At 68.3% G+C, this 23,468-nt stretch carries 22 protein-coding genes and 1 tRNA gene; 6 read left to right on the plus strand and 17 right to left on the minus strand.

The features are described 5' to 3' along the window. Window positions 1–85 precede the first annotated feature (85 nt). Window positions 86–208: a hypothetical protein gene (locus tag CQ039_RS16905; RefSeq protein ID WP_255413111.1), complete on the plus strand. Its 123-nt coding sequence runs from the start codon at window positions 86–88 to the stop codon at window positions 206–208. Between the two features lie 23 nt (window positions 209–231). Here the strand turns inward: CQ039_RS16905 and CQ039_RS12400 are convergent, their stop codons facing one another. Next, entirely contained in the window at window positions 232–1,140 is a 909-nt protein-coding gene (locus CQ039_RS12400; protein WP_105564204.1) for a hypothetical protein, read from the minus strand. A gap of 95 nt (window positions 1,141–1,235) precedes the next feature. Between CQ039_RS12400 and CQ039_RS12405 the strand changes: the two genes are divergently transcribed. After that, window positions 1,236–2,669: an SLC13 family permease gene (locus tag CQ039_RS12405; protein WP_105564203.1), complete on the plus strand. Its 1,434-nt coding sequence runs from the start codon at window positions 1,236–1,238 to the stop codon at window positions 2,667–2,669. Between the two features lie 9 nt (window positions 2,670–2,678). On the opposite strand, the gene xth is transcribed toward CQ039_RS12405, so the two are convergent. The 3 genes from xth to CQ039_RS12420 all read right to left on the minus strand — a co-directional run bounded on the left by xth (window position 2,679) and on the right by CQ039_RS12420 (window position 7,102). After that, a complete protein-coding gene (gene xth / locus CQ039_RS12410; protein ID WP_105564202.1) occupies window positions 2,679–3,482 on the minus strand; it encodes an exodeoxyribonuclease III in 804 nt (267 codons plus the stop codon). Window positions 3,483–3,701: 219 nt separating this feature from the next. Continuing rightward, complete coding sequence (locus tag CQ039_RS12415) at window positions 3,702–4,337, minus strand: outer membrane lipoprotein carrier protein LolA (protein ID WP_105564201.1); 636 nt, start codon at window positions 4,335–4,337, stop codon at window positions 3,702–3,704. 284 nt (window positions 4,338–4,621) lie between these two features. Continuing rightward, complete coding sequence (locus CQ039_RS12420) at window positions 4,622–7,102, minus strand: DNA translocase FtsK (protein ID WP_105564200.1); 2,481 nt, start codon at window positions 7,100–7,102, stop codon at window positions 4,622–4,624. A gap of 366 nt (window positions 7,103–7,468) precedes the next feature. Here CQ039_RS12420 and CQ039_RS12430 point away from each other — a divergent pair, with 366 nt between their 5' ends. Continuing rightward, the gene (locus CQ039_RS12430; protein ID WP_105564198.1) at window positions 7,469–8,719 is read left to right on the plus strand and encodes a UbiH/UbiF/VisC/COQ6 family ubiquinone biosynthesis hydroxylase; all 1,251 of its coding nucleotides are present in this window, start codon (window positions 7,469–7,471) and stop codon (window positions 8,717–8,719) included. A gap of 97 nt (window positions 8,720–8,816) precedes the next feature. Here the strand turns inward: CQ039_RS12430 and CQ039_RS12435 are convergent, their stop codons facing one another. The 4 genes from CQ039_RS12435 to CQ039_RS12450 form a co-directional block, all read right to left on the minus strand. Continuing rightward, window positions 8,817–9,014, minus strand: a complete 198-nt coding sequence (locus CQ039_RS12435) for a Trm112 family protein (protein WP_105564197.1) — start codon at window positions 9,012–9,014, stop codon at window positions 8,817–8,819. 93 nt (window positions 9,015–9,107) lie between these two features. Continuing rightward, on the minus strand, window positions 9,108–9,764 hold the full coding sequence (locus tag CQ039_RS12440; protein ID WP_105564196.1) for an LON peptidase substrate-binding domain-containing protein: 657 nt from the start codon (window positions 9,762–9,764) through the stop codon (window positions 9,108–9,110). A 13-nt stretch (window positions 9,765–9,777) separates the two neighbouring features. Continuing rightward, a complete protein-coding gene (locus tag CQ039_RS12445) occupies window positions 9,778–10,671 on the minus strand; it encodes a co-chaperone YbbN (RefSeq protein ID WP_105564195.1) in 894 nt (297 codons plus the stop codon). Window positions 10,672–11,028: 357 nt separating this feature from the next. After that, window positions 11,029–12,822: a bacterial transcriptional activator domain-containing protein gene (locus CQ039_RS12450; RefSeq protein ID WP_105564194.1), complete on the minus strand. Its 1,794-nt coding sequence runs from the start codon at window positions 12,820–12,822 to the stop codon at window positions 11,029–11,031. Window positions 12,823–13,204: 382 nt separating this feature from the next. Between CQ039_RS12450 and CQ039_RS12455 the strand changes: the two genes are divergently transcribed. Further along, window positions 13,205–14,044 carry a hypothetical protein gene (locus CQ039_RS12455; RefSeq protein ID WP_105564193.1) on the plus strand — a complete coding sequence of 280 codons (840 nt, stop codon included), beginning with the start codon at window positions 13,205–13,207 and terminating at the stop codon, window positions 14,042–14,044. Window positions 14,045–14,254: 210 nt separating this feature from the next. On the opposite strand, the gene CQ039_RS12460 is transcribed toward CQ039_RS12455, so the two are convergent. Together CQ039_RS12460 and CQ039_RS12465 are read right to left on the minus strand one after the other, a co-directional pair. Further along, window positions 14,255–14,707 (minus strand): hypothetical protein, encoded by a 453-nt coding sequence (locus CQ039_RS12460; RefSeq protein ID WP_105564192.1) that lies wholly within the window; start codon window positions 14,705–14,707, stop codon window positions 14,255–14,257. 135 nt (window positions 14,708–14,842) lie between these two features. Next, window positions 14,843–15,397 carry a prolyl-tRNA synthetase associated domain-containing protein gene (locus tag CQ039_RS12465; RefSeq protein WP_105564191.1) on the minus strand — a complete coding sequence of 185 codons (555 nt, stop codon included), beginning with the start codon at window positions 15,395–15,397 and terminating at the stop codon, window positions 14,843–14,845. A gap of 87 nt (window positions 15,398–15,484) precedes the next feature. Here CQ039_RS12465 and CQ039_RS12470 point away from each other — a divergent pair, with 87 nt between their 5' ends. Further along, window positions 15,485–16,225: a DUF6065 family protein gene (locus tag CQ039_RS12470; RefSeq protein WP_105564190.1), complete on the plus strand. Its 741-nt coding sequence runs from the start codon at window positions 15,485–15,487 to the stop codon at window positions 16,223–16,225. A 272-nt stretch (window positions 16,226–16,497) separates the two neighbouring features. On the opposite strand, the gene CQ039_RS12475 is transcribed toward CQ039_RS12470, so the two are convergent. From CQ039_RS12475 to CQ039_RS12490, 4 genes are all read right to left on the minus strand, one after another. After that, window positions 16,498–17,055: a hypothetical protein gene (locus tag CQ039_RS12475; RefSeq protein WP_105564189.1), complete on the minus strand. Its 558-nt coding sequence runs from the start codon at window positions 17,053–17,055 to the stop codon at window positions 16,498–16,500. An 87-nt stretch (window positions 17,056–17,142) separates the two neighbouring features. Continuing rightward, window positions 17,143–17,781: a LysE family translocator gene (locus CQ039_RS12480; RefSeq protein ID WP_105564188.1), complete on the minus strand. Its 639-nt coding sequence runs from the start codon at window positions 17,779–17,781 to the stop codon at window positions 17,143–17,145. A 50-nt stretch (window positions 17,782–17,831) separates the two neighbouring features. Beyond that, window positions 17,832–18,362 (minus strand): hypothetical protein, encoded by a 531-nt coding sequence (locus CQ039_RS12485; RefSeq protein WP_105564187.1) that lies wholly within the window; start codon window positions 18,360–18,362, stop codon window positions 17,832–17,834. 109 nt (window positions 18,363–18,471) lie between these two features. Beyond that, window positions 18,472–18,939, minus strand: coding sequence for a translation initiation factor IF-2 (locus tag CQ039_RS12490; RefSeq protein WP_105564186.1), 468 nt, complete (start codon window positions 18,937–18,939; stop codon window positions 18,472–18,474). 181 nt (window positions 18,940–19,120) lie between these two features. On the opposite strand from CQ039_RS12490, the gene CQ039_RS12495 reads away from it, so the two are divergent. Continuing rightward, the gene (locus tag CQ039_RS12495; RefSeq protein ID WP_199183640.1) at window positions 19,121–20,422 is read left to right on the plus strand and encodes a sorbosone dehydrogenase family protein; all 1,302 of its coding nucleotides are present in this window, start codon (window positions 19,121–19,123) and stop codon (window positions 20,420–20,422) included. Between the two features lie 17 nt (window positions 20,423–20,439). Here the strand turns inward: CQ039_RS12495 and CQ039_RS12500 are convergent, their stop codons facing one another. The 3 genes from CQ039_RS12500 to CQ039_RS12510 all read right to left on the minus strand — a co-directional run bounded on the left by CQ039_RS12500 (window position 20,440) and on the right by CQ039_RS12510 (window position 23,283). Then, window positions 20,440–21,672, minus strand: coding sequence for an argininosuccinate synthase (locus tag CQ039_RS12500; protein WP_105564185.1), 1,233 nt, complete (start codon window positions 21,670–21,672; stop codon window positions 20,440–20,442). Between the two features lie 165 nt (window positions 21,673–21,837). Next, on the minus strand, window positions 21,838–23,034 hold the full coding sequence (metK, locus tag CQ039_RS12505; RefSeq protein ID WP_199183639.1) for a methionine adenosyltransferase: 1,197 nt from the start codon (window positions 23,032–23,034) through the stop codon (window positions 21,838–21,840). A 173-nt stretch (window positions 23,035–23,207) separates the two neighbouring features. Beyond that, window positions 23,208–23,283 (minus strand) — tRNA-Thr (locus tag CQ039_RS12510). Between the last annotated feature and the right edge of the window lie 185 nt (window positions 23,284–23,468).

Below are 23,468 nucleotides of genomic sequence, written 5' to 3' on the forward strand. Positions count from 1 at the left end.
CCCGGCCTAACCGTGGTTTGTCCACAGGGGCTTTAGAGGCCATGTTCGAGGGGTTCGGATCTCCCCGCCGACAAGGAACCTCATCATGAAACTCGTGCATCCCCGCGCCAACGCCCTCTCGTTCGAAGCCGTCGTCGTCTTCACCGGCAGCGTCACCCTGATCCTGCTGGGCGTCCTGGCCGGCGCCAAGCTGCTCGGCGCCGCCTAAAATCAGTCCAGGCTGAGCTCAGCTCAACGCGGGCGCCATTCGCTGAGAAGGGCGCCCGTGGCTCCATCCTCGAAGGCCAGCCGGTCCAGCCGCAGCGCGGCGACGCAGACCGGCCGGCTCTCGACGTCTCTCTGGACGCATTTCACGGCCTTGCCGTCGGCGAAGGTCGTCAGCCGCCCCTCGAGCCGCAGCGCATAGCCGCCCGGCGCCGGCGTCGGCGCGGTCCCTTTTTCTCCCCGAATGACATGGGCGTAGGCCTGGCCTTGACGCCGGCCCAGGCGCGAGCCGTCCGCCTCGACCACGGCCGCCAGCCCCGCCGTGCGTTCCGGCAGGTGCACGACTGGCGGAGGCGGCGCATCGGGGGCCGGCGTCTTGGCGGGCTTTGCCTTGTCGGTTTCGACCTTGGCCGCTTCGGGCGGCGCCGTCTCCACGGCTGCGGGGGCGGGACAGGAGTCCAGCCCGCTCCAGGGGCGCGCGATCCAGAAGCCTTCGATCGCATCCCATTGATCCAGGCTCGTTTCCGCGGCGGGCGCGACGCCGCCGGCCGCGATCCTGGCCTTCAGGTCCTCGGGCGTGACCGTCAGGGTCAGGCCGCCGTCGGAGTTGCGGACCAGACGCGGCAGGCCGGCGACGGCCGCGCCCTCGGCGCTGCTCGTCTCGCCGCCGCAGCCGAACGGCAGACGCACCGACACGGTCCGCCCATTGAGGGCCGCCTCGCGGGTCTGTCCATCGGCCAGGGCCGACCCGGCCTCGCTCAGGGCGGCCAGGACGGCGAAGCGGTTCAGGTTGCTGTCCAGCACGACCGTCGGCGAAGGGGCAGGAGCTGGCGCCGGCGCGCTCGTCGGCTCGGGCGGTCGCTGACACCAGACCAGCAGGGGCAGGGCGGCGAGGACAGCGACAGGCGCGACGAGACGGGTCGTTGTGATCGGCATGGAACCAGCCTAACACGAGAAACGCTGAAGGGCGCCCCTGGCCGAACAACCGGCATCCACAGCGGGGGCGAGGGCCGGGGAGGGTCCGCGCGCGCGTGACGCTGGATCAGATCATCGCACTCATCGTTCTGGTCGCCGTGGTCGGGTTGATGATCCACGGGCGCATGCGGTCGGACGTGGTGGCGCTCAGCGGCGCGGCGGCCCTGTTGCTGCTCGGCGTGGTGCGTCCGGTCGAGGTCCAGAGCGCCTTCGCCAGTCCCGCCGTCATCGCCCTGGCCGGCCTGTTCGTCATCGCCTACGCCATCGAACTGTCGGGCCTGCTGGGCCTGATGATCCGCAAGGCCACGGCCCTGTGTCAGCGGTTCGGCGCGGTGGGCATCTGGGCGGTGATCGGCCTGTGCGGCTCGGTCGGGGGCTTTTTGAACAATACGCCGGTGGTGGTCCTGGCTGCGCCGGTGGTGCGCGACATGGCCAAGTCGCTGAAGCTGTCGCCCAAGCGCTTCCTGATGCCGCTCAGCCATGTGACGGTGCTGGGCGGCCTGCTGACCCTGATCGGCACCTCGACCAATCTTCTGGTCAACGACATGGCCCGCAACGCCGGCCAGCCGGTCTTCAGCCTGTTCGAGATCACCCCGGTCGGCCTGGTCATCGCCCTGGTCGGCGGGCTGTGGCTCTACTTTTTCGGCGCCCGTCAGCTGGGACGCACCGCCAGTCTGGATGAGGAGGCCGAGGCTGAACGCGAGCGGATCGAGGCCGAGGCGCGGGCCCAGGCCGAGGCTCAGGCGGCGGCCCGTCAGACGCGGCTCGGTCGCTGGCGTCTGCCCTTCGCCCTGCCGTCGCTGAGCGGGTTCGGCGAAAGCCGCAATCAGCGCGACGGCACCGGCGACGCCCATCTGGGCGATGTCGATCTCTATGCCTCGGCGGACCGGCCGCTGCAGTGGCGCCGTGCCCTGATCGCCCTGACGGTCTTCGTCCTGGTGGTGGCGGCGGCGGGTCTGGGGATCGCCCCCATCGCGGCGGCGGCCTTTGCGGGGGCCGTAGCCCTGATCCTGCTGGGGGTGCTGACCCCGGACGAGGCCTATTCGGGGCTCAAGCCCGACATCCTGCTGCTGATCGCCGGCATGGTGGTGGTCGGCACCGCCATCGAGGTGACGGGTCTGGCGGCCCAGGGCGCGGGCCTGCTGATCGAGGTGATCCGCCCGTTTGGGCCGCTGGGCGCCCTGATCGTCCTCTATGGCGTGACCCTGTTCGCGACGGAGCTTCTGTCCAACGCCACGGTGGCGGTGCTGGTGACGCCGATCGCGGTGGCCCTGGCCGAGAGCCTGGGCGTCGATCCGCGCCCCTTCCTGGTGGCGGTGATGATGGCCGCCTCGGCCGCCTTCGCCACGCCCTTCGGCTATCAGACCAACGTCCTCGTCTATCAGATGGGCGGTTACAGCTACCTGGACTTCGTCCGGGTGGGGCTGCCGCTGAACCTGATCACCTGGGCGGCGGCCATGGTCGCCATCCCCATCTTCTTCCCCTTCTGATCGCCGGGATCAGACGTCCAGGTCCATGACGACCGGGGCGTGGTCGCTGGGCCGTTCCCATTCGCGCACGGTGTCCAGGATACGGGCGCTGCCCTTGACCACGGCGGGGGTCAGGCCCGGCGAGGTCCACAGGTGGTCCAACCGCAGGCCCCGGTTCGAGACGCGGAAGTCCTTGGCGCGATAGCTCCACCAACTGGCCAGCTTGACCGGGTCGGGGATCTGGTCGCGCACCACATCGGCGAAACCGCCTGCGTCTTGCAGACGGCGCAGTGTCTCGATCTCGCCCGGCGTGTGGCTGACGACCTTCAGCATGAACTTGTGATTGAAGACGTCGTTGTCGCCCGGCGCGATGTTGAAGTCGCCCGCCAGGACCAGAGGCCGCTGCTGGTCGCGGGTCTTCATCTCGGCGGTCAGGCGCTCATAGAAGTCCATCTTGTGATCGAACTTCGGGTTCACCTTGCGGTCGGGAATATCGCCGCCGGCCGGGATGTAGAAGTTCTGCACCTCGACGCCGTTGATCAGGCCCGAGACGCAACGGCCGTGACCTTCGCGGCAGACGTCAAGCGCAGGGCCTTCACCGTCGAGAATGGGCAGCTTGCTGGCGATGGCCACGCCGTGCCAGCCCTTCTGGCCGCGGATCTTCAGATAGGGCAGGCCCATCTGCTCAAAGGCTTCCCGAGGGAACTGGTCCTCGGTGCATTTGATTTCCTGAAGGCACAGGACGTCGGGCGCGTATTCGGCGACGAAGCGGGCGATCTGATCGACGCGCAGGCGGACCGAGTTGATGTTCCAGGTGACGATGCGAAGGGTCATGGCCCGGCCTTAGCACGGCCAAAAGCGGGGATGGGCCATGAAAAAAGCGCCCGGAACGGATCCGGGCGCTGTTCAGTTCGTCTCTCTCGCCGCCGGGAGGGGATGATTCCATGGCGGACAGAACGGCCGCCGCCGTTCTGTGGTCAGAATGTCACACGGACGAAAAAAGTCAAATCAACAAAATGAGTCAAGGTTGTGCCGTTCTTACGACGCGACCCTCTAGTTGCGGCTGGGGCGACGCGTCGGGTCGCGCAACTGGAACAGGCTGGCGGCCAGGCCCGAGGCGGGCTGCAGCGAGGTCAGCTGAATGCGGGTGCGCGAGCCTTGGGCGTCGGTGATGGTCCATTCCTGCAGGCGCAGCGGCGAGCCGGCGAAAGCCAGGATGACCGAGCCTTCAGCCGGTTTGGAAGCGTCTCTGGCGGTGATGGCGAAGGCGCCAGAGGCCATGCGGGTGACGCGATCGACGCGCACGCCCTGATCCAGACGGACCTCGCGGGCCAGGAAGGTCGACAGCGGCGTGGCGCGCAGCGGCACCTGACGGAAGACGTTGAGGCGCGGGTCGTAACGCTTCACGTTATTGCCATCGGCCACGACCAGCAGGCCGGCCGGATCGCTGTATTCGAAACGCATCTTGCCGGGACGTTGCAGCCAGAACTTGCCGGTGCGGCGCTGACCGCCGGGGCCGGTCTCGACAAAGTCGCCCTGGGCCGCCGTCAGGGCCGTCAGATAGGTTTGGGCCTGGCGCAGGGTGGCCTGATCCTCGGCGGACAGGTTGGACTGGGCCGAGACGGGCGCGGCGGCCACGATGGCCAATGCGGCGGCGCTGAAGCCGAAGGCGCGGCGTGAAAGGGTCATGTCTTTTCTTCTCCCGTTCTGAACGGTTTTCGACCCGGCGAGGGTGTGAGCATCATCCGGCAGGCTGATGACGCCAGCCTGACCATATTCCGGCGCTTCGATGAAGCGCTGTTCATTGTTTTTGGGGTCCTATCGTTCGCGACGCGGTCGCTCACTGCTTGAGGACATGGGGCTTCCAAGGGTCGTGGGCATAGGCGGTTCCGTCCAACCTGGCTGGCTTCTGCGCTGAAGCAGCGAGGCTCCGCGAGCCGAGCGATAGCGCCCGGCAGCGAAGCTGCCGAGGCCTACATGGGCGGCGGGCCGGCCAGGATGTCGCGCTTGCCGGCGTGGTTGGCGGGGCTGACGACGCCTTCCTGCTCCATACGCTCGATCAAGGTGGCGGCGCGGTTGTAGCCGATCTGCAGACGGCGCTGGATGTAGGAGGTCGAGGCCTTGCGGTCGCGGGTGACCACGGCCACGGCGCGGTCATAGAGGTCGTCGCCCGACATGCCGTCGCCGTCACCGCCCATGGCCCCGTCGCCGTCGCCGTCCGGTTCGTCGGTGATCAGGTCGAGGTAGTCGGGCTCGGCCTGCAGGCGCAGGTGCTTGCACACCTCCTCGACTTCCTGGTCGGTCACGAACGGGCCGTGCAGGCGGGTGATGCGGCCGCCGCCGGCCATGTAGAGCATGTCGCCCTGGCCCAGCAGCTGCTCGCCGCCCTGTTCGCCCAGGATGGTGCGGCTGTCGATCTTGGAGGTGACCTGGAAGGAGATGCGGGTCGGGAAGTTGGCCTTGATGGTGCCGGTGATGACGTCCACCGACGGGCGCTGGGTGGCCATGATCAGGTGGATGCCGGCGGCGCGGGCCATCTGGGCCAGACGCTGCACGGCGCCTTCGACGTCCTTGCCGGCGACCAGCATCAGGTCGGCCATCTCGTCCATGACCACGACCAGATAGGGCATGGGCTCGGGACGGATCTTCTCGGATTCATAGACCGGGCGGCCCTGTTCGTCGAAGCCGGTCTGGACGGTGCGTTCGAAATGCTCGCCCTTCTCCTGGGCCTCGCGGGCGCGTTCATTGTAGCTGGCGACGTTGCGGACGCCGAGCTTGGACATCCGGCGATAGCGGTCCTCCATCTCGCGCACGGTCCACTTCAGGGCCACGACCGCCTTCTTGGGATCGGTCACGACCGGCGCCAGCAGGTGCGGGATGCCGTCATAGACCGACAGCTCCAGCATCTTGGGGTCGATCATGATGAAGCGGCATTCGGCCGGGGTGTGGCGGAACAGAATCGAGAGGATCATGGCGTTGACCCCGACCGACTTGCCCGAACCGGTGGTGCCGGCGATCAGCAGGTGGGGCATGCGCGCCAGATCGGCGACATAGGGCTCGCCGCCGATGGTTTCGCCGAGCGCGAGCGGCAGGAGGTGGCTCTTCTTGTCGTATTCGCCCGAGGCCAGAAGGTCGCGCAGATAGACGGTCTCGCGCTTGGCGTTGGGCAGTTCGATGCCGATGGCGTTGCGGCCCTGGACGACCGAGATGCGGCAGGCGCGGGCCGACATGGAGCGGGCGATGTCGTCGGCCAGGGCCACGACGCGGCCGTGCTTCACGCCGGGCGCCGGCACCAGTTCATAGAGGGTGACGACGGGGCCGGGGCGGATCTGGTCGATCACGCCGCGCACGCCGAACTCCTGCAGCACGCCTTCCAGCATCTTGGCGTTCTGCTTCAGCGATTCTTCGTCCACTGAGCCGACGCGCTGGCCGGGCTTGGCCAGGATGCCGAGCGAGGGCAGGTCGAAGCCCTCGCCGGGCTCGAAGTCGAAGGTAACCTGATCGGCGTCGGTGCGGGGCTTGGGCGCCTTGACCGCCGCGACGCGGGGCTCGGCCGCCTTTGACGGGCGGGCCGAGGGCGGGGCGACCGGGGCGGGCGCCGCGTCCTCCCACGGCGGGGCATAGGCGGCGGGTTCGTCGTCAGCGTAGGGATCGGCCGCATAGGGCTCAGCGTCGGCCTCGACGCCTTGCGCCTCGGGCGCAGCGACGGGTGCGGTCTGGGCCTGTTCGTGGACGCGGCGCGGACGGCGGGGGGCGGCGGCAGCGGCGGGGGCCGCTTCGGCCACGACGCGAGCGGGCTTGGCCGGGCGCTCGGCCTGCTGGGCGCGGCGGGCGGCGTTCTTTTCGGCGGCCCAGCCGGCAGTGTCGGTAAAGTCACGCAGACGCAGACCCACGGCATAGCCCAGGCCCCATAGGCCCAGGATCAGGAACAGGCCCCCGGCGATCCAACGCCCGGCGGGGATGTGCAGGGCGGCTAGGCCTTGGGCCGACAGACCCGTCACGCCGTCGCCCCACAGACCGCCGAGGCCAGCGGCCAGCGGCCACTTGGCCGGCGCGGCCAGAGCCGACAGGGCGGCGGACAGCAGCAGGACGCCGACGACGGCGCAGAAGATCTTGAAGGCGGTCGGCTGCAGCCGGTGTTGCAGGGCGTCGCCGATGGCGGTCGCCAGGCCAAAGGCGATCAGCAGCAGGACGGCGGGCCAGGCCGCCAGGCCCAGGGACTGCATCATCAGGTCGGCGAAGGTCGCGCCGACGCCGCCCAGCCAGTTGGTCGCGCCTTGCGTCGAGGCGGCGTTGAGGCTGGGGTCCGCCGGGTTCCACGAGATCATGGCGACCAGCAGCAGGGTCGCCAGCAGGGCTTGCAGCACGCCGCGGAAACGCACGGCGAAGGGCGCGCCCCAGACGATGCGGGCGGTGGACCAGGCGCGTTGGCCGAGCGCGAGGGCGGCGGACATGAAGGCGAACCTCAGAAGACTAGGCCTCCCTTGTCGCGCGACAGGGTTAAGGGGCTGTTTACCAGGCGGGCGGGATCAAGCGCCAAATGAGAAGGATGGGCGACCCATGGCGGATCGGAAGCTTGAAGGCCCAGGCAGCGAAGAGAGGCTCAAGGCGGTTCGAAAGGGCTTTCGTCGGACGTCACAACGCTTGCACGGCCGGTCCAAATTGGCTGCTTGGGCCGCTATGGGGCGCACCTTCTTCGTTTGGTTCGCCGGGTTGGCGCTGTTTGCATTGGCGACGTTGCTGATCACGGACGCCTTGCTCTGAAGGCTTGCGACCTCTCGCCTCTGGACGCGGGCGGTCATCGGCGCGACACAGGCGGCATGGCTCAGACGGACTACGACATCATCATCGCGGGCGCGGGACTGGCGGGGGCGACGTTTGCGCTGGCGGCGGCGCAGGGCGGGCTGAAGCCGGTTCTGGTCGATCCCCAGCCGTTCGACGCCCAGCTGGCGCCGACCTTCGACGGGCGTTCGACCGCCATCGCCTATTCGACCTTCCGTATGCTGGATGCGCTCGGCCTGGGCGCGAGCCTGCGTCCCCACGCCTGCCGCATGGACCGGATTCTGGTCACGGACGGCAAGCGGCCGGGCGCCGCCAGCCGCCCGCCGTCGCCGGCCTATATCCGCTTCGACGCCGACGAGATCGGCGACCGCAACGGCGGCGAACCCTTGGGCTATATGCTGGAGAACCGCCGCATCCGCACGGCCTTGGCCGAGGCCGTAACCGCCGCCGGGATCGAGGTCCGCGCCCCCGCCAGCGTGGCCGGGGTCGAGGTCGGGCCGGGTCTGGCGACGGTGACGCTGAAGGGCGGCGCGACCATCAATGCGCCTCTGGTCGTGGGCGCCGAGGGGCGCGGCTCGACCGTGCGTCAGGCAGCCGGGATCGGCACATTGGGCTGGGGCTATGGCCAGAGCGGCGTGGTCGCCACGGTCAAGCTGGGCCGCGACCACGGCAATGTCGCCCACGAGTATTTCCTGCCCGACGGCCCCTTCGCCATCCTGCCCCTGACGGAACAGCGCGCCAGCCTGGTCTGGACCGAGAGCACGCGCCGGGCCGAGGCCCTCAAGGTCGCCTCGGACGAGGCCTTCCACGCCTATCTGATGCGCCGCTTCGGCGAGTTTCTGGACGGGGTGGAGGTGGTGGGCCCGCGCTTTGTCTATCCGCTGTCGCTCAGCCTAGCCGAGAAGCTGGTCGCGCCGCGCATCGCCATCCTGGGCGACGCCGCCCACGGGGTGCACCCGGTGGCGGGGCAGGGGCTGAACATGGGCCTGAAGGACGCCGCCGCCTTGGCCGAGGTGCTGACCGACGCCGTGCGCATCGGCGAGGACATCGGCTCGGAGCTGGTGCTGGAGCGCTACGCCCGCTGGCGGCGGTTCGACAATGCGGCCCTGGCGGCGGGCTTCGACGGCTTTGTGCGGCTCTTCTCGAACGACCTGCCGCCGGTGCGGCTGGCGCGTGACCTGGGCATGGCGGTGGTCAACCGCATCGCCCCCCTGCGCCGCGCCTTCATGCACGAGGCGGGCGGGGCGACGGGCGACCTGCCGAAGCTCCTCAAGGGCGAAGCGCTCTAGCCCGAGAAGGCTATGAACCGCTCAAGCAGGCCGCCACCGCGTGGCGGGCGATAGCGACGCCAGAGATCGTCTTGCGATCTCTGGGAAAAAACGAAGCCTAGTCTTCTAGGCTTCGGGCGTCCTCGGCCAGCATGATCGGCACGCCGTCGCGGATGGGGAAGGCCAGCTTGGCGCCGGCCGAGATCAGTTCGTTGCGCTCGCGGTCATAGGTCAGGCGGCCGCGCGTGACCGGGCAGACCAGGACCTCCAGCAGGCGGGGGTCGACCGAGACGGGGGTGTTGAAGGCGTCGCTCATGGGATCTTTCTTAGTGGGCTATCGCGCTTCGCGCTACTTGAGCCCGTTTGGTGGGTCAGGCTCCCAAGGAGGCAGTATGGGTCGCGCCTCGCGCTACTGCATCGCCGGGTTGTCGTCGTCGCCGTCGCTGGCGGCGTCGATGCGGAGGAGAGCGGTCAGGGCCTGAGCGCGGTCTTCGAGCGTCATGGCCTCCAGCAGGGCCTGTTTCTCGGGCGGCTCGAACGGCAGGGCCATGGCCAGGCTGTTGATCAGGGCCTCCTGCGGCGCGGCCTCGGCGGTGTCCCAGTCCACGTTCAGGCCGCGATGTTCCAGATAGGGGCGCAGGGCGTCGAGGAAGCCGTGGCGGTCGAAGTCGGCGGCGGGGTCGGGGGCGCGCAGGTCGGCCTCGAACGGGGCGAAGTCGGCGCGGACCTGACGATAGGGCGTCTTGACCTGAAGCTCGGTGGTGACGCGGAAGCGGCAGACTCCGGTCAGGGTGATCAGATAGCGCCCGTCCGAGGTCTCGTTGAAGCTGGTGATGCGCCCGGCGCAGCCGACGCGGGCCAGGGGCGGCTGGATATCGAGATCACCCAGCGGCTGGATCAGGCCGATCATCCGGTCCCCGGCCATGGCGTCGTCGACCATGTTCAGATAGCGCGGCTCGAACACGTTCAAGGGCAGCTGGCCGCGCGACAGCAGGATCGACCCCGGCAAGGGGAAGACCGGGATGACCTGGGGCAGTTCAATCGCCTTGATATAGCCCTGGGCCATCGCCGGTCTCCGGTCAGGCGAACAGGATGGAGGACAGGCGGCGGCGGCCGTCGCGGGCGACCTCGCTGGTCGCGCCCGCGGCCTCGAACACGGTCAGCAACTGCTTGCGCGCCGCCTGGTCGTTCCACTCGCGGTCGGCCTTGACGATGGCGAGCAGCTGATCGACCGCGCCGCCCAGGTCGCCGGCCGACGCGAGCGCCAGGGACAGGTCGTAGCGGGCCTGATGATCGTTCGGGTCAGCGGTGATTTTCGCCTGCAGCTCGGCAGCGGCGCCGGTCGGGGCCGAGGCGGCCAGCGACAGCTGGGCGCGGACGCTCTGGACCATGGGGTCGGTGGAGTCGGCGGGGGCCATGGCGATGGTCTGGCGCGCCTGCTCGGCGTCGCCCTCGGCCAGATAGACGCGGGCCATGCCGGCGATGGCCTTGGGGTTGTCCGGCTCCATGGTCAGGACGTGGGCGAAGGCCTGGGCCGCGCCGCCGAGGTCGTTGAGGGACAGGGATTCCTCGCCCAGCGACAGCAGTTGCTCGACGTCGGTGTTGACGCCCGCGCCGCCGGTCAGCTTGTCGATGAAGGCCTTGATCTGGCTGTCGGGGATGGCGCCCTGGAAGCCGTCGACCGGCTGGCCGTTGACGAAGGCGTAGACGGTCGGGATCGACTGGACCCGCAGCTGGCCCGCATAGGCCGGGTTGGCGTCGACGTCGATCTTGACCATCTTCACCGCGCCGGCGGCGCCGCGCACGGCCTTTTCCAGGGCGGGCCCGAGGGTCCGGCACGGGCCGCACCAGGTGGCCCAGAAGTCGACGATGACCGGCTGATGTTTCGAGGCCTCGATCACGTCGGCCATGAAGGAGGCGTCCGTGCCGTCCTTGATCAGGTCATCGGAAAGCTTGGGGTCGGCGAAGGTCATGATCGGGTCCGCGTAAGGGTCGAAGAATCGTAACGGATCAGATGGCGTCGGGATGCCTCCTCATCAAGCGCCAAGTGACGAAGCTGAGGCGTCTGGCCGCAAGGGGGGCGAGGGCGGCGGCGAAAAAACAGAGTCCAATTCGTCTAATGAGTCTGAAATCGGAGGTCCGGTTCATTCTGCCTATAGCGGACCGCTGCGTCAGAAGAGGTCGCGCCGTGCCTTATGGCCGCGTCCCTATCCACGTCACCCTCGGGCTTGTCCCGAGGGCCCATTTCAGACCAAGCGCCGCGGCAAGTGATGATGCCTGAAGCCGCCATAGGCCCTCGGGACAAGCCCGAGGGTGACGACCAGCAAGTTCTACAGCCGGTCCATGCGCAGCCAGCGGGCGTCGCCCAGCCAGGCGGTCTTCAGGGCCTGTTCCGCCGCCGCCGTCTCGGTCGCGTGACCCTGGGCCGCTTCGCTGCGGGCCAGGCCGTAGAGGGCCCAGCCGTTGTTGGGGGTCTGGACCAGGGCGTAGCGGAAGGCCTCGGCGGCCTCGGCGGGGCGACCGGCCTGATAGAGGGCGGCGCCCAGAGACTGATTGACCGGATAATACCAGTAGGGCGGCTCCTGATAGGGCAGGGCGGCTTCGATGGCGACGGCGCGACGATAGTGGCCGGCGGCTTCACGATGGCGGCCCTGGGCTGCGGCGAACCGCCCGCGCGCCACGGCCTCGGCCAGGGTCAGCAGGTCGGGGGCGGGAACGCCCTGGGCGATCATGTCGGCGAAGGCGTCCGACGCCTTCAGCGCGTTCAGGGCCGCCAGCTCTCGCTCGAAATGCGACCGGTCGCGCAAGCGGGCGTAGGCGACGGCGCGGGCGTAACGGCGCATGGCGACCGCATAGGGCAGGCGGGCGTCGGGCGCGGGGGCGGCCAGGATGGTTCGCGGCGCGGCGAACTGGGCCAGGGCCTGATACGGGGCGGCGTCGATGACCTGAATCCAGGCGATGCGGGCCGAGGTGGCGGGGTCCAGCACGGTGCGCAACCGCCGCGCCTCGCTCAGGGCCGTGTCCATGTCGCCCGCCATCTGGGCCGAGGCGACGATGAAGTGGATGTTGTGCGGATAGTAGCCGTAGCGGACCAGGCTCTGGTCGCCGGCATCGCGGATGAAGGCCTCGTCGGCCCGCGCCGCCGCCAGGTTCAGGCGGATGGAGTCGGCGTAGCGGCCGCGCCGCATATAGATGTGGCCCGGCATGTGGACCAGGTGGCCAGCGCTGGTCGTGGGGGCGGCGGCCAGGCGGTCGGCGGCGGCCTCGGCGCGTTGGGGATCGGCGGCTTCCATCAGGTGGATGTAGAGGTGGGCGGCCTGAACGTGATCGGGGGCGCGGGCCAGGACGCCCTCGACCAGACGCACCGCCTCGCCGCTGCGGCCGACGGGGGTGCGCTTGTCGGCCTGCCAGTAGTTCCAAGGGGTCGTGTCCATGACCGCCTCGGCGGTCAGGACGGCGATGTCCTCGTCCTCGGGGAAGCGGGCGGCGACGGTCAGCATGGCGTCGGCGTAGGCGGCGTCCAGGGCGGCGCGGTCCGCCGCCGGGTCGTCGGAATAGCGCCGGGCCAGGGCCTCGATCAAGGCCTGCTCCTGCGGCGTGCCGAGGGTCCGAAGGGTCATGGCGCGCGCCAGGGCGGCCATCGCCGCCGCCCGGTCGCGCTCGTCCATCGGGGCGTTGATGTTGGGGCCGAGCGCCACGGCCTCGCCCCACCAGCACAGGGCGCAGTCGGGATCGAGCGCCTGGGCCGCGCGGAACGACTGCACGGCCCCGGCGTGGTTGAAACCGTAGGCCAGCATCAGGCCCTGGCTGAAATAGGCCTGGGCGCGGGCATCGCGCGTCGTCGCGATCAGCTTTGAGCCGGTCAGGTCGGGATAGAGGGGGATGGCCTGGGTCTGACTGGTCTGGGTCTGACTGGCCTGGGCCTGACCGGCGGGGGCGGCGACCGCCGAGCCGATCAGCAGGGCGCGGGCCAGGGCGCCGCCCGTCTGAGCCGGACCGCACAGGGCGCCGAACAGGCGGGCGGGGTCCAGCGGCGGGACCGCCGACACGGACGACAGGGCGGTCGAGCCGGTCAGGACCAGGCCGACGCCGCCGACGGCCAGGGCTTTCCACAACAGTCGCATGCACCGTCTCCCTTGCGGGTCTGAAGCCACGAATATCGGCTGCGTCGCGCGGACGCAGAGCGAAAGAACGCTGATACTAGACGAGATGGGGTCTTTGAGGCAGCGTGATTCAGGGAAACGGGACTTTTCAGAACCGACCGCCGAAGCAGACCCATTGAAGGTCCGCTAAGGGAGCGGACATCTGGCGTTTGGCGGAACATGGGCTCCTGATCCGAGCCGCCAAGCTTCTTGCGCTAATATCGCAGTCTGTGAAGGTGGAGTTATGCAACTCTTGCGAGGTCGAAAAACAACCAGCCTCGCGGTGCTTGCAGGGGCCCTTGTCCTCGTCTCGTTTGCTGGAGCGCCCGCTTCTGCGGCGCAGGTCAGGCCTGCAGACCCGGCGGTGACCGAGGTGGAGGACGTCACCGTGATCGCCCAGGCGACCCGGCGCGCGACGGGGCGGTTCGCCAGCCAGATCGCCAACGGGCCGCCGGGGCGGCTTAGGGCGCGCTGGGATCGTGAAGTCTGCATCGGCGTCATCAACATGGACCGCGAACACGCCCTGTTCCTGATCGAGCGTGTGTCCCAGGCTGCACGGCCCTTGGGGCTGAGGCTTGGCGAACCGGGCTGCAAGGCCGACGTCAGGATCTATGTCACCGACCAGCCCGACGCCCTGACAGTCAGCCTGACGGACACCTATCCGCTGTCTTTCCGGCCGGCGCGGCGCTTGGTCAGCCTGGGCAACGAGGCGCTGGAACGGTTTCGGACTTCTGACGCCCCCGTGCGATGGTGGCACGTCAGCGCCCCCATCATGGACGGCACGAACCAGTTGGCGATGACCGTCAATTCATCGGAGGACCCGCGCCAGCCCATGAATGTCGCCGTGCGTAATGGCTCGCGCCTGCGGGGCAATACGCGTGACGACCTGATCGGCGTGACCATCGTGCTGGACCTCAATCAGATCGGCGCCGTCGATTTCGGCGCTCTCAGCGACTACGTCGCCATGGTCGCCCTGGCGCCGGTCGATCCGTCGGCGGACGCGAAGGGGTTGAATACGGTGATGAACCTGTTTTCTCAGCCCGAAGTGACGGGCTTGACGACCCTGGACCGGGACTATCTGGCGGCCCTGTATTCGGCCTCGCGCTCGCCGATGACTGTCAGTCAGCAGAGCGCCGAGATCGCCGACCGCATGACGACGGCCAGGCTTCGTCGGGCGCGGGCCGAGGTCGAGCCGCATCGCTGATCGCCTCACGACATTGCGTAGTCGCCATTCCGTTGTTCGCGGTGATTGGCGCCAAGGCCCAGATCGATGGTCTGAACGCCCAGAAGCGGACGGATATGAACGACAGCAACGGGTCGATTTCGGTCCTGGGTTTCGGCGCCGAAAGCGGACATTGGTGTCCAAGCCGGAAAGCGGACGCCCCCAACGTCAGCTAAGGGTGGAAAGCGGACATCATTCGATGACGGTGGGGACTTGGAAGAACGTCAACTCATAGTCGATGCTGTCCAAGCCTGGTTCATCATTGAAATGCACTTCAAACGCTCGCTCAGGGTAATCAGCAGCCAGCTTCTGCTGATAGATGGCCTGCAGGGCGCGACCGAGATGACGAAGCTGAACTTCTGAAACGGACGCCCCATAGTGGATATCTGCTATGTGAATGTGATTGATGACGGCTTCGATCGCTTTGCGACCGCCCCCGCGCTTTTCCCACTCTCGCAGATTGGCTTCGGTCGACCCTTGCCGAAGAACATAGTCATCGATCTCGACAAACTCCGGCCAGAACAGGAGGCTGTAGCCGACGGCAAGGTCGTAGTTGCCGTTCATGGCGATCCAACTCTCCAGATCGATCCCCCGGCCATTGTTCCAAAGTTTCGCGTCCGGGATGAGGTCGCTGTCGCTAACCATCGCTAGTTCTCCCTTTTTGTTGGGATACCTTAGCCAGAGCGCCTGAATGTCTGCAAAGGGTCGCAAGCTGACCTTGGGCTTTAGCAACACAGACGGACGTTGGCCGTCAGGCCAGGGGCGCGGGCTTGGAGGGGTTCAGTCCAGGGCGTCGAAGTCCACCACCAGCGGGGCGCGGTGCAGCAGGGTCAGGATGCGGCGGAAGTCGGCCTGATCCAGGGCGGTGGTGGCGGTGTTGGTCAGGGGATGGAAGTTGACCACGTCGGCGTCCCACAGGCGCTGATCGAGGACGAAGGTCACGCGTTGCTGCGTGTCGTTGATCAGGCCGAGCGCCGTGACCGAGCCGGGGCGGACGCCCAGGGTCTCCCACATCAGGGCCTCGTTGCCGAAGGACAGGCGGTCGGAGCCGAGCGTCCGATGGGCGCGTTTCAGGTCGATGACCGTGTCCTGGGCCGCGGAGATCAGCCACAGCCGGCCCTTCTTGTCCTTGAGAAACAGGTTCTTGGTGTGGAGGCCGGGCAGGGCGGCCTTGAGCTCCAGCCCCTCCTCGACGCGGAAGACGGCGGGGTGGTCGTGGGTGGTCTGGGCCACGCCGTTCTCGGCCATCCAGGCCAGCAGGCGGGCGCGGTCATAGGCGGGCGCGGACTCGGGTGTGGCCTCGGGGGCGGTCTGTTCGGGAGCGGTGTCGGTCATCTCGGCCTTGTCGGACGGGCGGCGGGGGCGATAGGGGAAGAGGACATCATCGTTACCCCCTGTTCGACCTGTTTGGGAGCCCGCGTCTTGGAACTGGAATGCTATCCGATGAGCCCCCGGCCGTGCGACCTGGTGCCCGGTCGCCAGTCGCGCAACTGGATGGACGCCTTCGCCAGTCGGCATCCCTATCGCTGTCTGCCGCTGACCATGGCCAACACCACGGGGTGGGAGATCCTGGTCCCGTTCGGCTTCACCGCCGAGTGGAACGGCGGCCCGGCCCAGTCGGACATCAAGATCACGCCTGACCGCCCGCAACCAGAGCTGGACCACTTCGTCACCTCGCACTTCTCGCGCGGGGTGCTGACCATGCACCCGCAGTATCTGTTCAGGACGCCGCCGGGCTGGGGGATGCTGGCGCAGGGCTCGCCCAACCACGTCAAGGACGGCATCCAGCCCCTGACCGGTCTGATCGAGACCGACTGGCTGCCCTTCCCCTTCACCATGAACTGGATCTTCACGCGGCCGGGACGGGTCAAGTTCGAGAAGGGCGAGCCCTTCTGCTTCATCCTGCCGGTCGAGCACCGCAAGGTGGAGGCGTTCGAGCCGGTGATCCGGTCGCTGGAGTCCAACCCCGGCATGAAGGGCCAGTTCGAGGCCTGGAACCGGGCGCGCACCGATTTCAACACCCGCCTGGCCTCGGGCGACCCCGATGCGGCCAAGGAGGCCTGGCAGCGCTTCTACTTCAAGGGCGAGGTGCCTGAGGAGCTGGGCACGGCGCCCGCGACCCATTCCAACAAGCGCCGGTTGAAGAATCCTCGGGTCGGCTAAAACGAGGGCTTTTCTCCCCATTTTCATGGGGAGGTGGCGCGGCGCGATAGCGACGTGACGGAGGGGGCGTCTCGACGGGAGAGGGCGGCGCCGCCCCCTCCACCGCTACGCGGTCCCCCTCCCCACGAGTGGGGAGGAAAGGGTACAAACAGAAACGCCCGCCCCATTGCTGAGGCGGGCGTTTTTAGTTCGGCGCTCAAGCAGGCAGGCCGTTAGCGCGACAAGAATGCGCTCAAGCAGCGAGCGACCGCGTCGCGCGCGATAGCGCCTTCTTACTTGGAGACCGGCCGCGCTACGCGCGGGCCCAGGTTGTTGATGACCTCGCGGGCGTCGAAGGCGTTGGGGTCGCCGGCGGGCTTGGGACCGCGGCCCATGACGATCTCGGCCGTGGCCTCGTAGCGGTCGACCTGACGGATGTCGCGGTCGCGACCCCAGTAGGGGTCCCAGGTGCTCCAGTAGCCGCGCTGATAGAAGCGCCACTGGGGACCCCAGTAGGGACCATAGCGGTCGTAGTAGAAGGGATCGGGCGTCGTGTAGAAACGGGTGTCGCGGTCAGTGGCGCGGGTCACGGTGGCGAACCAGTCGTAACCGTTCTCGGCCGTCAGCTCGGCCGAGCGCAGCAGCAGGGACATCTCGACCTGATCGCGCGAGGTGACCGAGTTGCCCGAGAAGCTGACGCTGAAGCGGTTGCTTTCGAGCCTTTGCTCGGCGTAGCCGCCGCGCTGGCCGTTCAGGCCGGCAGGCTGATAGGGGGTGGCGGTGGCGCAGGCGCCCAGCGCCAGGGCGCCGGCGAGAGCAACCAGAACCGACGTCTTGCGTAGGTTTTTCATGGGAGGTTCTCCTTGAACGTCCATAGAACGTCGATGGTGCTGAACGACAGGTGAACAGCCAAGTTCCCGAGCCTGCGACACAGACGTCTATGCGTGCAATCTGGTGACGATCAGGACAGCCGCAAGGATCAGCAGGCCGCCGACGAAAATTCCGAATCCGCGCTTGAAACGGGGCTCGTTCATCCGGTTCGCCAGGGCGGCGCCGCCCAGGCCGTAGGCGCTCATCGACAGGACGTCCATGCCGATGGTGGCCAGGGCGAACAGGGCCAGCTGGGGCGCGACCGGACGATTCACGTCCAGGAAGGGCGGCAGGACGGCGGTGAAGAAAAGGATGGCCTTGGGATTGGCGATCTGGACCGCAAAGCCGTCGATCAGGGCGCTGCGGCCGCGCCTGATCTCGACATGGTCCGGCTCGGCGGCGGTGGCGAAGGCGCCGCGCAGGGCCTTGATCCCCAGCCAGGCGACATAGAGGGCGCCCAGGACGGCGATGATGCGGAAGACCTGGGGGAAGGCGGCGACCAGGGCGCCGAGGCCGAGGGCGGCGGCGCCGAACCAGACCAGGGTGGCGGCGTTCATCCCGACCACGCCGATCAGGGCCGAGGCGCGGCCCTTCTCCATGCCGGTCGCCACGGCGAACAGGTTGGCCGGTCCGGGCGTGACGGCCATGACAGCCATGACGCCCAGGAAGGCGGCGTAGAGATGCGGATCGACGGGAAGCGCGGCCATAAGACCCTTTCCGGCGGGGCGCCGGTCAGGTCAAGCTCTGGAAGCGCGGATCAGGCTTCGGCAGGCGGGGCGGGCGGCGTCGGGGGCGCGAGCGGGGTGTTGAAGGCCGCCTCCACCTCGTCCAGGGCCTCTTCCGACTGACCGACGGCGTAGTCGGCCATCAGGCCATAGGTCACCATCTGGTCGGGGTCGGCGTGGGCCCAGGCGCCGTTGCTCGCCAGGCCCTGAACCATGGGTTCGACGCCGGCCAGGGCCTCGGCCACCACGGCGTCGATGTCGATCTCGGCCAGGGCCTGCTGGGCGATCTCGCCGGCCTGTTGCGTCGCCAGACTGGTGAAGGCGCTGACGTGGGGCTGATATTCGGACCACAGGGCGGCGATGCGCAGGCCCTTGGTGGTTTCGTCGAGGGCGTCGTCGTCCTGGATGGCTTCGGCGCGTTCGCCGAACTCCTCCATCTTGGTCTCGAAGGCGGCGCCGGCGGCCTCCAGCTGGATCTCGGCGGCGGTCTTGCTCTCCTGCGCCACAGCGGCGGAGACGGGCAGCAGAGCGAGGGCGGCGGCGAGTGACAGGGCGCGGATCATGACGGAGCTCCTTCGGCGGACGCGGCAAGGTCCGTCGAACACCGTCCGACCTCAAGTGAAATCGCGGTAAGGCGACGGGACGGGCGCGAAACCCGTCCCGTCGTGGCGGTTACTGCGGCGCGGCAGGCGCGGCGGCCTGGGCGGCGATGGCCTGGGCGGCGCCGGCGCGGATCTGGGCGGGGATGCCGCGCAGAGCGGGGCCGACCTGGCCGCGGGCCTCCGTCATTTGCTGACGCTTGGCGTCATCCGTCGTCGCGGCGATCTCGCTGTCGATGAAGGCTTCCAGCTGGGTGGCGAAGCCTTCGATGTCCGGCTGGTAGCGGGCCAGGACGGCGTCGACGTCGGCCATGCCCTTGGTCTGGTCGCCGCCCGAAGCCGTGATGGCGGCCTCCAGTTCGGGTTGAAGCTGGGCCATGCGGGCCTCGAAGGCCTGGGCCTTGGCTTCCATTTCGATCTCGGCGGGGGACTTGACCGGGGCCTCAGCGGCAGCCGGAGCAGCGGCGGGGGCTTCCTGGGCGAAGGCGGGGACGGCGAAGGCGAGGGCCGCCGTGGCGGCGAGGACGAGACGCAGGGACATCAGAGACTCCGGTTGAACAAGGAGCCTGAAGACTCCGTCGGCGCGGAAGGTTGCGCACTTCCGTGGCGATGTGGAGGGTTTTTTGCGGCGCGCCGCTTGTGCCGGTTTGCGCCGGACCCGCATCGCCACGGCGAGCGACCTCGGTTAGGCTGACGAAAGACCGCTGCGAGGGGATTTCCTGATGTTCTCCAAGACCATGACTGCAATCTTCGTCGTTGCGGCGACGGCCGTCGGGGCCGCGCAGGCCAGAGCCGCCGAGCCAGCGCGGACCTATGCGGTCAGCGGCGAGTGCGGCGGGCGGCCGGCGACGACGGTGCGGATGGCGCCGGACCTGTGTCTGGGTCTGGTCTGGCAGGGGGCGGGCGCCGACGGTCCGCGAATGCCGCGCGGCCTGATGCAGTTGGCCGACGGCGACTGGCTGGTGACCGACCTGGGCGGCTGGGAGGCGGGGAAGGGCGCGATCTGGCGCCTGTCGTTTGCGTCGGATGGCGCGGCGCGCTGGCGGCGACTGGCGGGCGGTTTGTCGATGCCGCACACGGTGGCGCGCGGGCCGGACGGACGCCTCTATGTGTCCGAGATGAACCGCATCCTGACGCTGGACCCCGAGGCGGCGGACCCGGGGCAAAGCGTGCGGACCGTGATCGGCGACCTGCCGGACAACCGCCTGCACGATAACCGCCACCCGCTGTCGAGTTTTGTTTTCGACGGGAACGGCGACCTGCTGGTCAATGTCGGGGCGCCCAGCGACCGCTGTCTGGATGCGGCGGGCAAACCAAGAGCGGATGCGCGCGGAGCCTGCGTCGAGGAGGCGAAGACGGCCCAGGTTCGGCGCCACGCCTATCTGGGGAATGGCCGCTGGGCCGAGGAGAGCACGGTCTTCGCCAGCGGGCTGAGGAACTCCATCGCCCTGGTCCGTCATTCGTCGGGGACGGTGCTGCAGGCCGAGAACTCGGTGGACCTGCCGACGGCGGAGCATCCGTTCGATGAGGTCAATGTGCTGCGCCAGGGCGGGCATTACGGCTGGCCCTATTGCGTGGATTTGCAGACGCCGCTGCCCGGTTGGCCGGCGCGTCAGGCGCGCTGCGGTGAACGCGATCAGCCGGTCGCCCTGCTGCCGCCGCACGCGGCGCCGCTGGACATGATCTATTACGAGGGGGCGATGTTTCCGGAACTGCGTGGCCGTCTGCTGATGACCTGGCATGGCTTTCGCCGTACGGCGGGGCGGATCACGGCGGTGGAGACGAACGAGGCCGGAGTTCCGCTGACGGACACGGGCGGGCGCTACGCCATCTATCCGCGCGGGTCGCTGGCCTATCCGGCCGGGGCGCCGAGCGTGAAGGGCAAGGTGTTGACGCCGGGCTGGGACCGCGTGGCCGGGCGTCAGCCGCGCGGCTCGCCGGTGGTCATGGCGGTGGCCGCCGACGGGTCGATCTGGGTCACGGACGACCGTAGCCGGGCGATCCTGAGGATCGCCCGGCCCTAGGCTTTGGTCTTTAGGGCTTAGCCCTTGTTGCGGGCGTCGCGCTTGGCCAGGACGCGCAGACGCAGGGCGTTCAGCTTGATGAAGCCCTCGGCGTCGTGGTGGTCATAGGCCTGAACGCCTTCTTCGAAGGTCACCAGGTCCTGATCGTAGAGGCTGTTTTCGCTCTCGCGGCCGATGACGGTGGCGTTGCCCTTGTAGAGCTTGACCCGCACCGTGCCCGAGACCTTCTCCTGGCTCTTGTCCACGGCGGCCTGCAGCATCTCGCGCTCGGGCGAGAACCAGAAGCCGTTGTAGACGAGGTGGGCGTATTTGACCGCCAGTTCGTCCTTCAGGTGCATGGCGCCGCGGTCCAGGGTGATGGACTCGATGCCGCGGTGCGCCGCCAGCAGGATGGTGCCGCCCGGGGTCTCATAGACGCCGCGCGACTTCATGCCGACGAAGCGGTTTTCAACCAGGTCCAGACGGCCGATGCCGTTGTCGTGGCCGTACTGGTTCAGCGCGGTCAGGATGGTCGCCGGGCTCATGGCCTCGCCGTTGATCGAGACGGCGTCGCCCTTCTCGAAGCCGATGGTGATGACCGTGGCGACGTCAGGCGCGGCTTCCGGCGAGATGGTGCGCTGGTGCACGAACTCGGGGGCCTCGACGGCGGGGTCTTCCAGCACCTTGCCCTCGGACGAGGAGTGCAGAAGGTTGGCGTCGACCGAGAAGGGGGCCTCGCCGCGCTTGTCCTTGGAGATCGGGATCTGGTGCTTCTCGGCGAAGTCCAGCAGGGCCTCGCGCGAACGGAACTCCCACTCGCGCCAGGGGGCGATGACGTGGATGTCGGGGTTGAGGGCGTAGTAGCCCAGCTCGAAGCGGACCTGGTCGTTGCCCTTGCCGGTGGCGCCGTGACAGACGGCGTCGGCGCCCAGCTGACGGGCGATCTCGATCTGGCGCTTGGCGATCAGCGGACGGGCGATCGAGGTGCCGAGCAGGTACTGGCCCTCATAGAGGGCGTTGGCGCGGAACATGGGGAAGACGAAGTCGCGCACGAACTCTTCGCGCAGGTCGTCGATGAAGATGTTCTCGGGCTTGATGCCCAGCTTCAACGCCTTTTCCTTGGCCGGGGCCAGCTCTTCGCCCTGGCCCAGGTCGGCGGTGAAGGTGATGACCTCGGCGCCGTATTCCTCCTGCAGCCACTTCAGGATGATCGAGGTGTCCAGCCCGCCCGAATAGGCGAGGACGACTTTCTTGGGGGCGGGCGAGGTCATCAGTCGAAACTTCCTTTCGAGAAAACGCGGGGAGGCGTGTTTGGCGCGCTTAAAGGACCAGACGCCGCGCGATGCAAGGGCATGATTGTGTCGTGAGCCCCAGATGTGAAAAAGGCGCCGCGACCGAAGCCGCGACGCCCTTCAGGATTCAGGCGGCCGCTGGCCTCAGACGAGGGCCTTGAGCTGGTCGACCAGATCGGTCTTTTCCCAGCTGAAGCCGCCGTCGGCGTCGGGGCTGCGGCCAAAGTGGCCATAGGCGGCGCTGCGGCGATAGATGGGCTTGTTCAGGCCCAGGTGCTCGCGGATGGCGCGCGGTGAGGCGCCGCCGATCAGCCGGGGCAGTTCGGCTTCCAGCACCGCCTCGTCGATCTTGCCCGTGCCGTGCAGGTCGACGTGGACCGACAGGGGCTTGGACACGCCGATGGCGTAGCTGATCTGGATGGTGCAGCGGTCGGCCAGGCCGGCGGCGACCACGTTCTTGGCCAGGTAGCGGCAGGCATAGGCGGCCGAACGGTCGACCTTGGTCGGGTCCTTGCCCGAGAAGGCGCCGCCGCCGTGGGGCGCTGCGCCGCCGTAGGTGTCGACGATGATCTTGCGGCCGGTCACGCCGGCGTCGCCGTCAGGCCCGCCGATGACGAAGGTGCCGGTCGGGTTGATGTGCCACTCGGTCTCATTGGTGATGAAGCCGGCGGGCAGCACCTTCTCGACATAGGGTTTGACGATGGCGGCGACCTGATCCTGGCTGAGCCCGTCCTTGTGCTGGGTCGAGACGACGATCGAGGTGGCGCGCACCGGGCGGCCATCCTGATAGAAGAGGGTGACCTGGCTCTTGGCGTCGGGCTCCAGGCCCGGCTCCTCGCCCGAATGGCGGGCCTCGGCCAGGGCCTTCAGGATGTTGTGGCTGTATTGCAGGGTGGCCGGCATCAGCTCGGGCGTCTCGTTCGAGGCGTAGCCGAACATGATGCCCTGGTCGCCGGCGCCCTCGTCCTTGTCCTCGCCGGCGTCGACGCCCTGGGCGATGTGGGCCGACTGCGGGTGCAGGTTGTTCTCGAAGCGGAAGGTCTTCCAGTGGAAGCCGTCCTGCTCATAGCCGATGTCGCGGACCACGCCGCGCACCGTGTCCTCGATCTCCTGCTCGACGCCGGGGGCCCAGTTGCCCTCGACGTCCATGATGCCCTTGCCGCGGATTTCACCGGCCAGAACCACCAGGTTGGTCGTCGTCAGGGTCTCGCACGCCACGCGCGCCTCGGGGTCCTTGGACAGAAACAGGTCGACGATGGAGTCGGAGATCTGATCCGCGACCTTGTCGGGGTGGCCTTCCGAGACGCTCTCGGAGGTGAACAGAAACGACGAACGGGCCAAGGCAGGCTCCTGCAAGACGGTGAGGCCGACAGACATATAAAGATATGCTTATACGTTCAAGTGATGACCGAAAAGTGGAGCACGGAATCATCTCCGGGCGCCGACGACGGATCGCGCGCGAACGGATGGACGGCCGGGGCCGACTTCTTCTGATTTCAATGTCGGAAAGGAAGTGGTGCCGCTTAGGTGACTCGAACACCTGACCCCATCATTACGAATGATGTGCTCTACCGGCTGAGCTAAAGCGGCTCCGGTCGGCGGCCTGACGAGTGTCGAGGGCCGCGCGAGGTCGGGTCTTTATACGGGTCCGGCGGACTTGCCAAGCGCTGTCAGGACGGAAGTTTCATCCGGGGCGTCGGCGGTGCGGATTTCGGTGAAGCTGAGGGCGGAAAGCGGGGCGGCGGCGGCGGCGGAGATGCAGACGGCGAGGCGCG

This window comes from Brevundimonas sp. MYb52 (assembly GCF_002979535.1).
Classification (GTDB): domain Bacteria; phylum Pseudomonadota; class Alphaproteobacteria; order Caulobacterales; family Caulobacteraceae; genus Brevundimonas.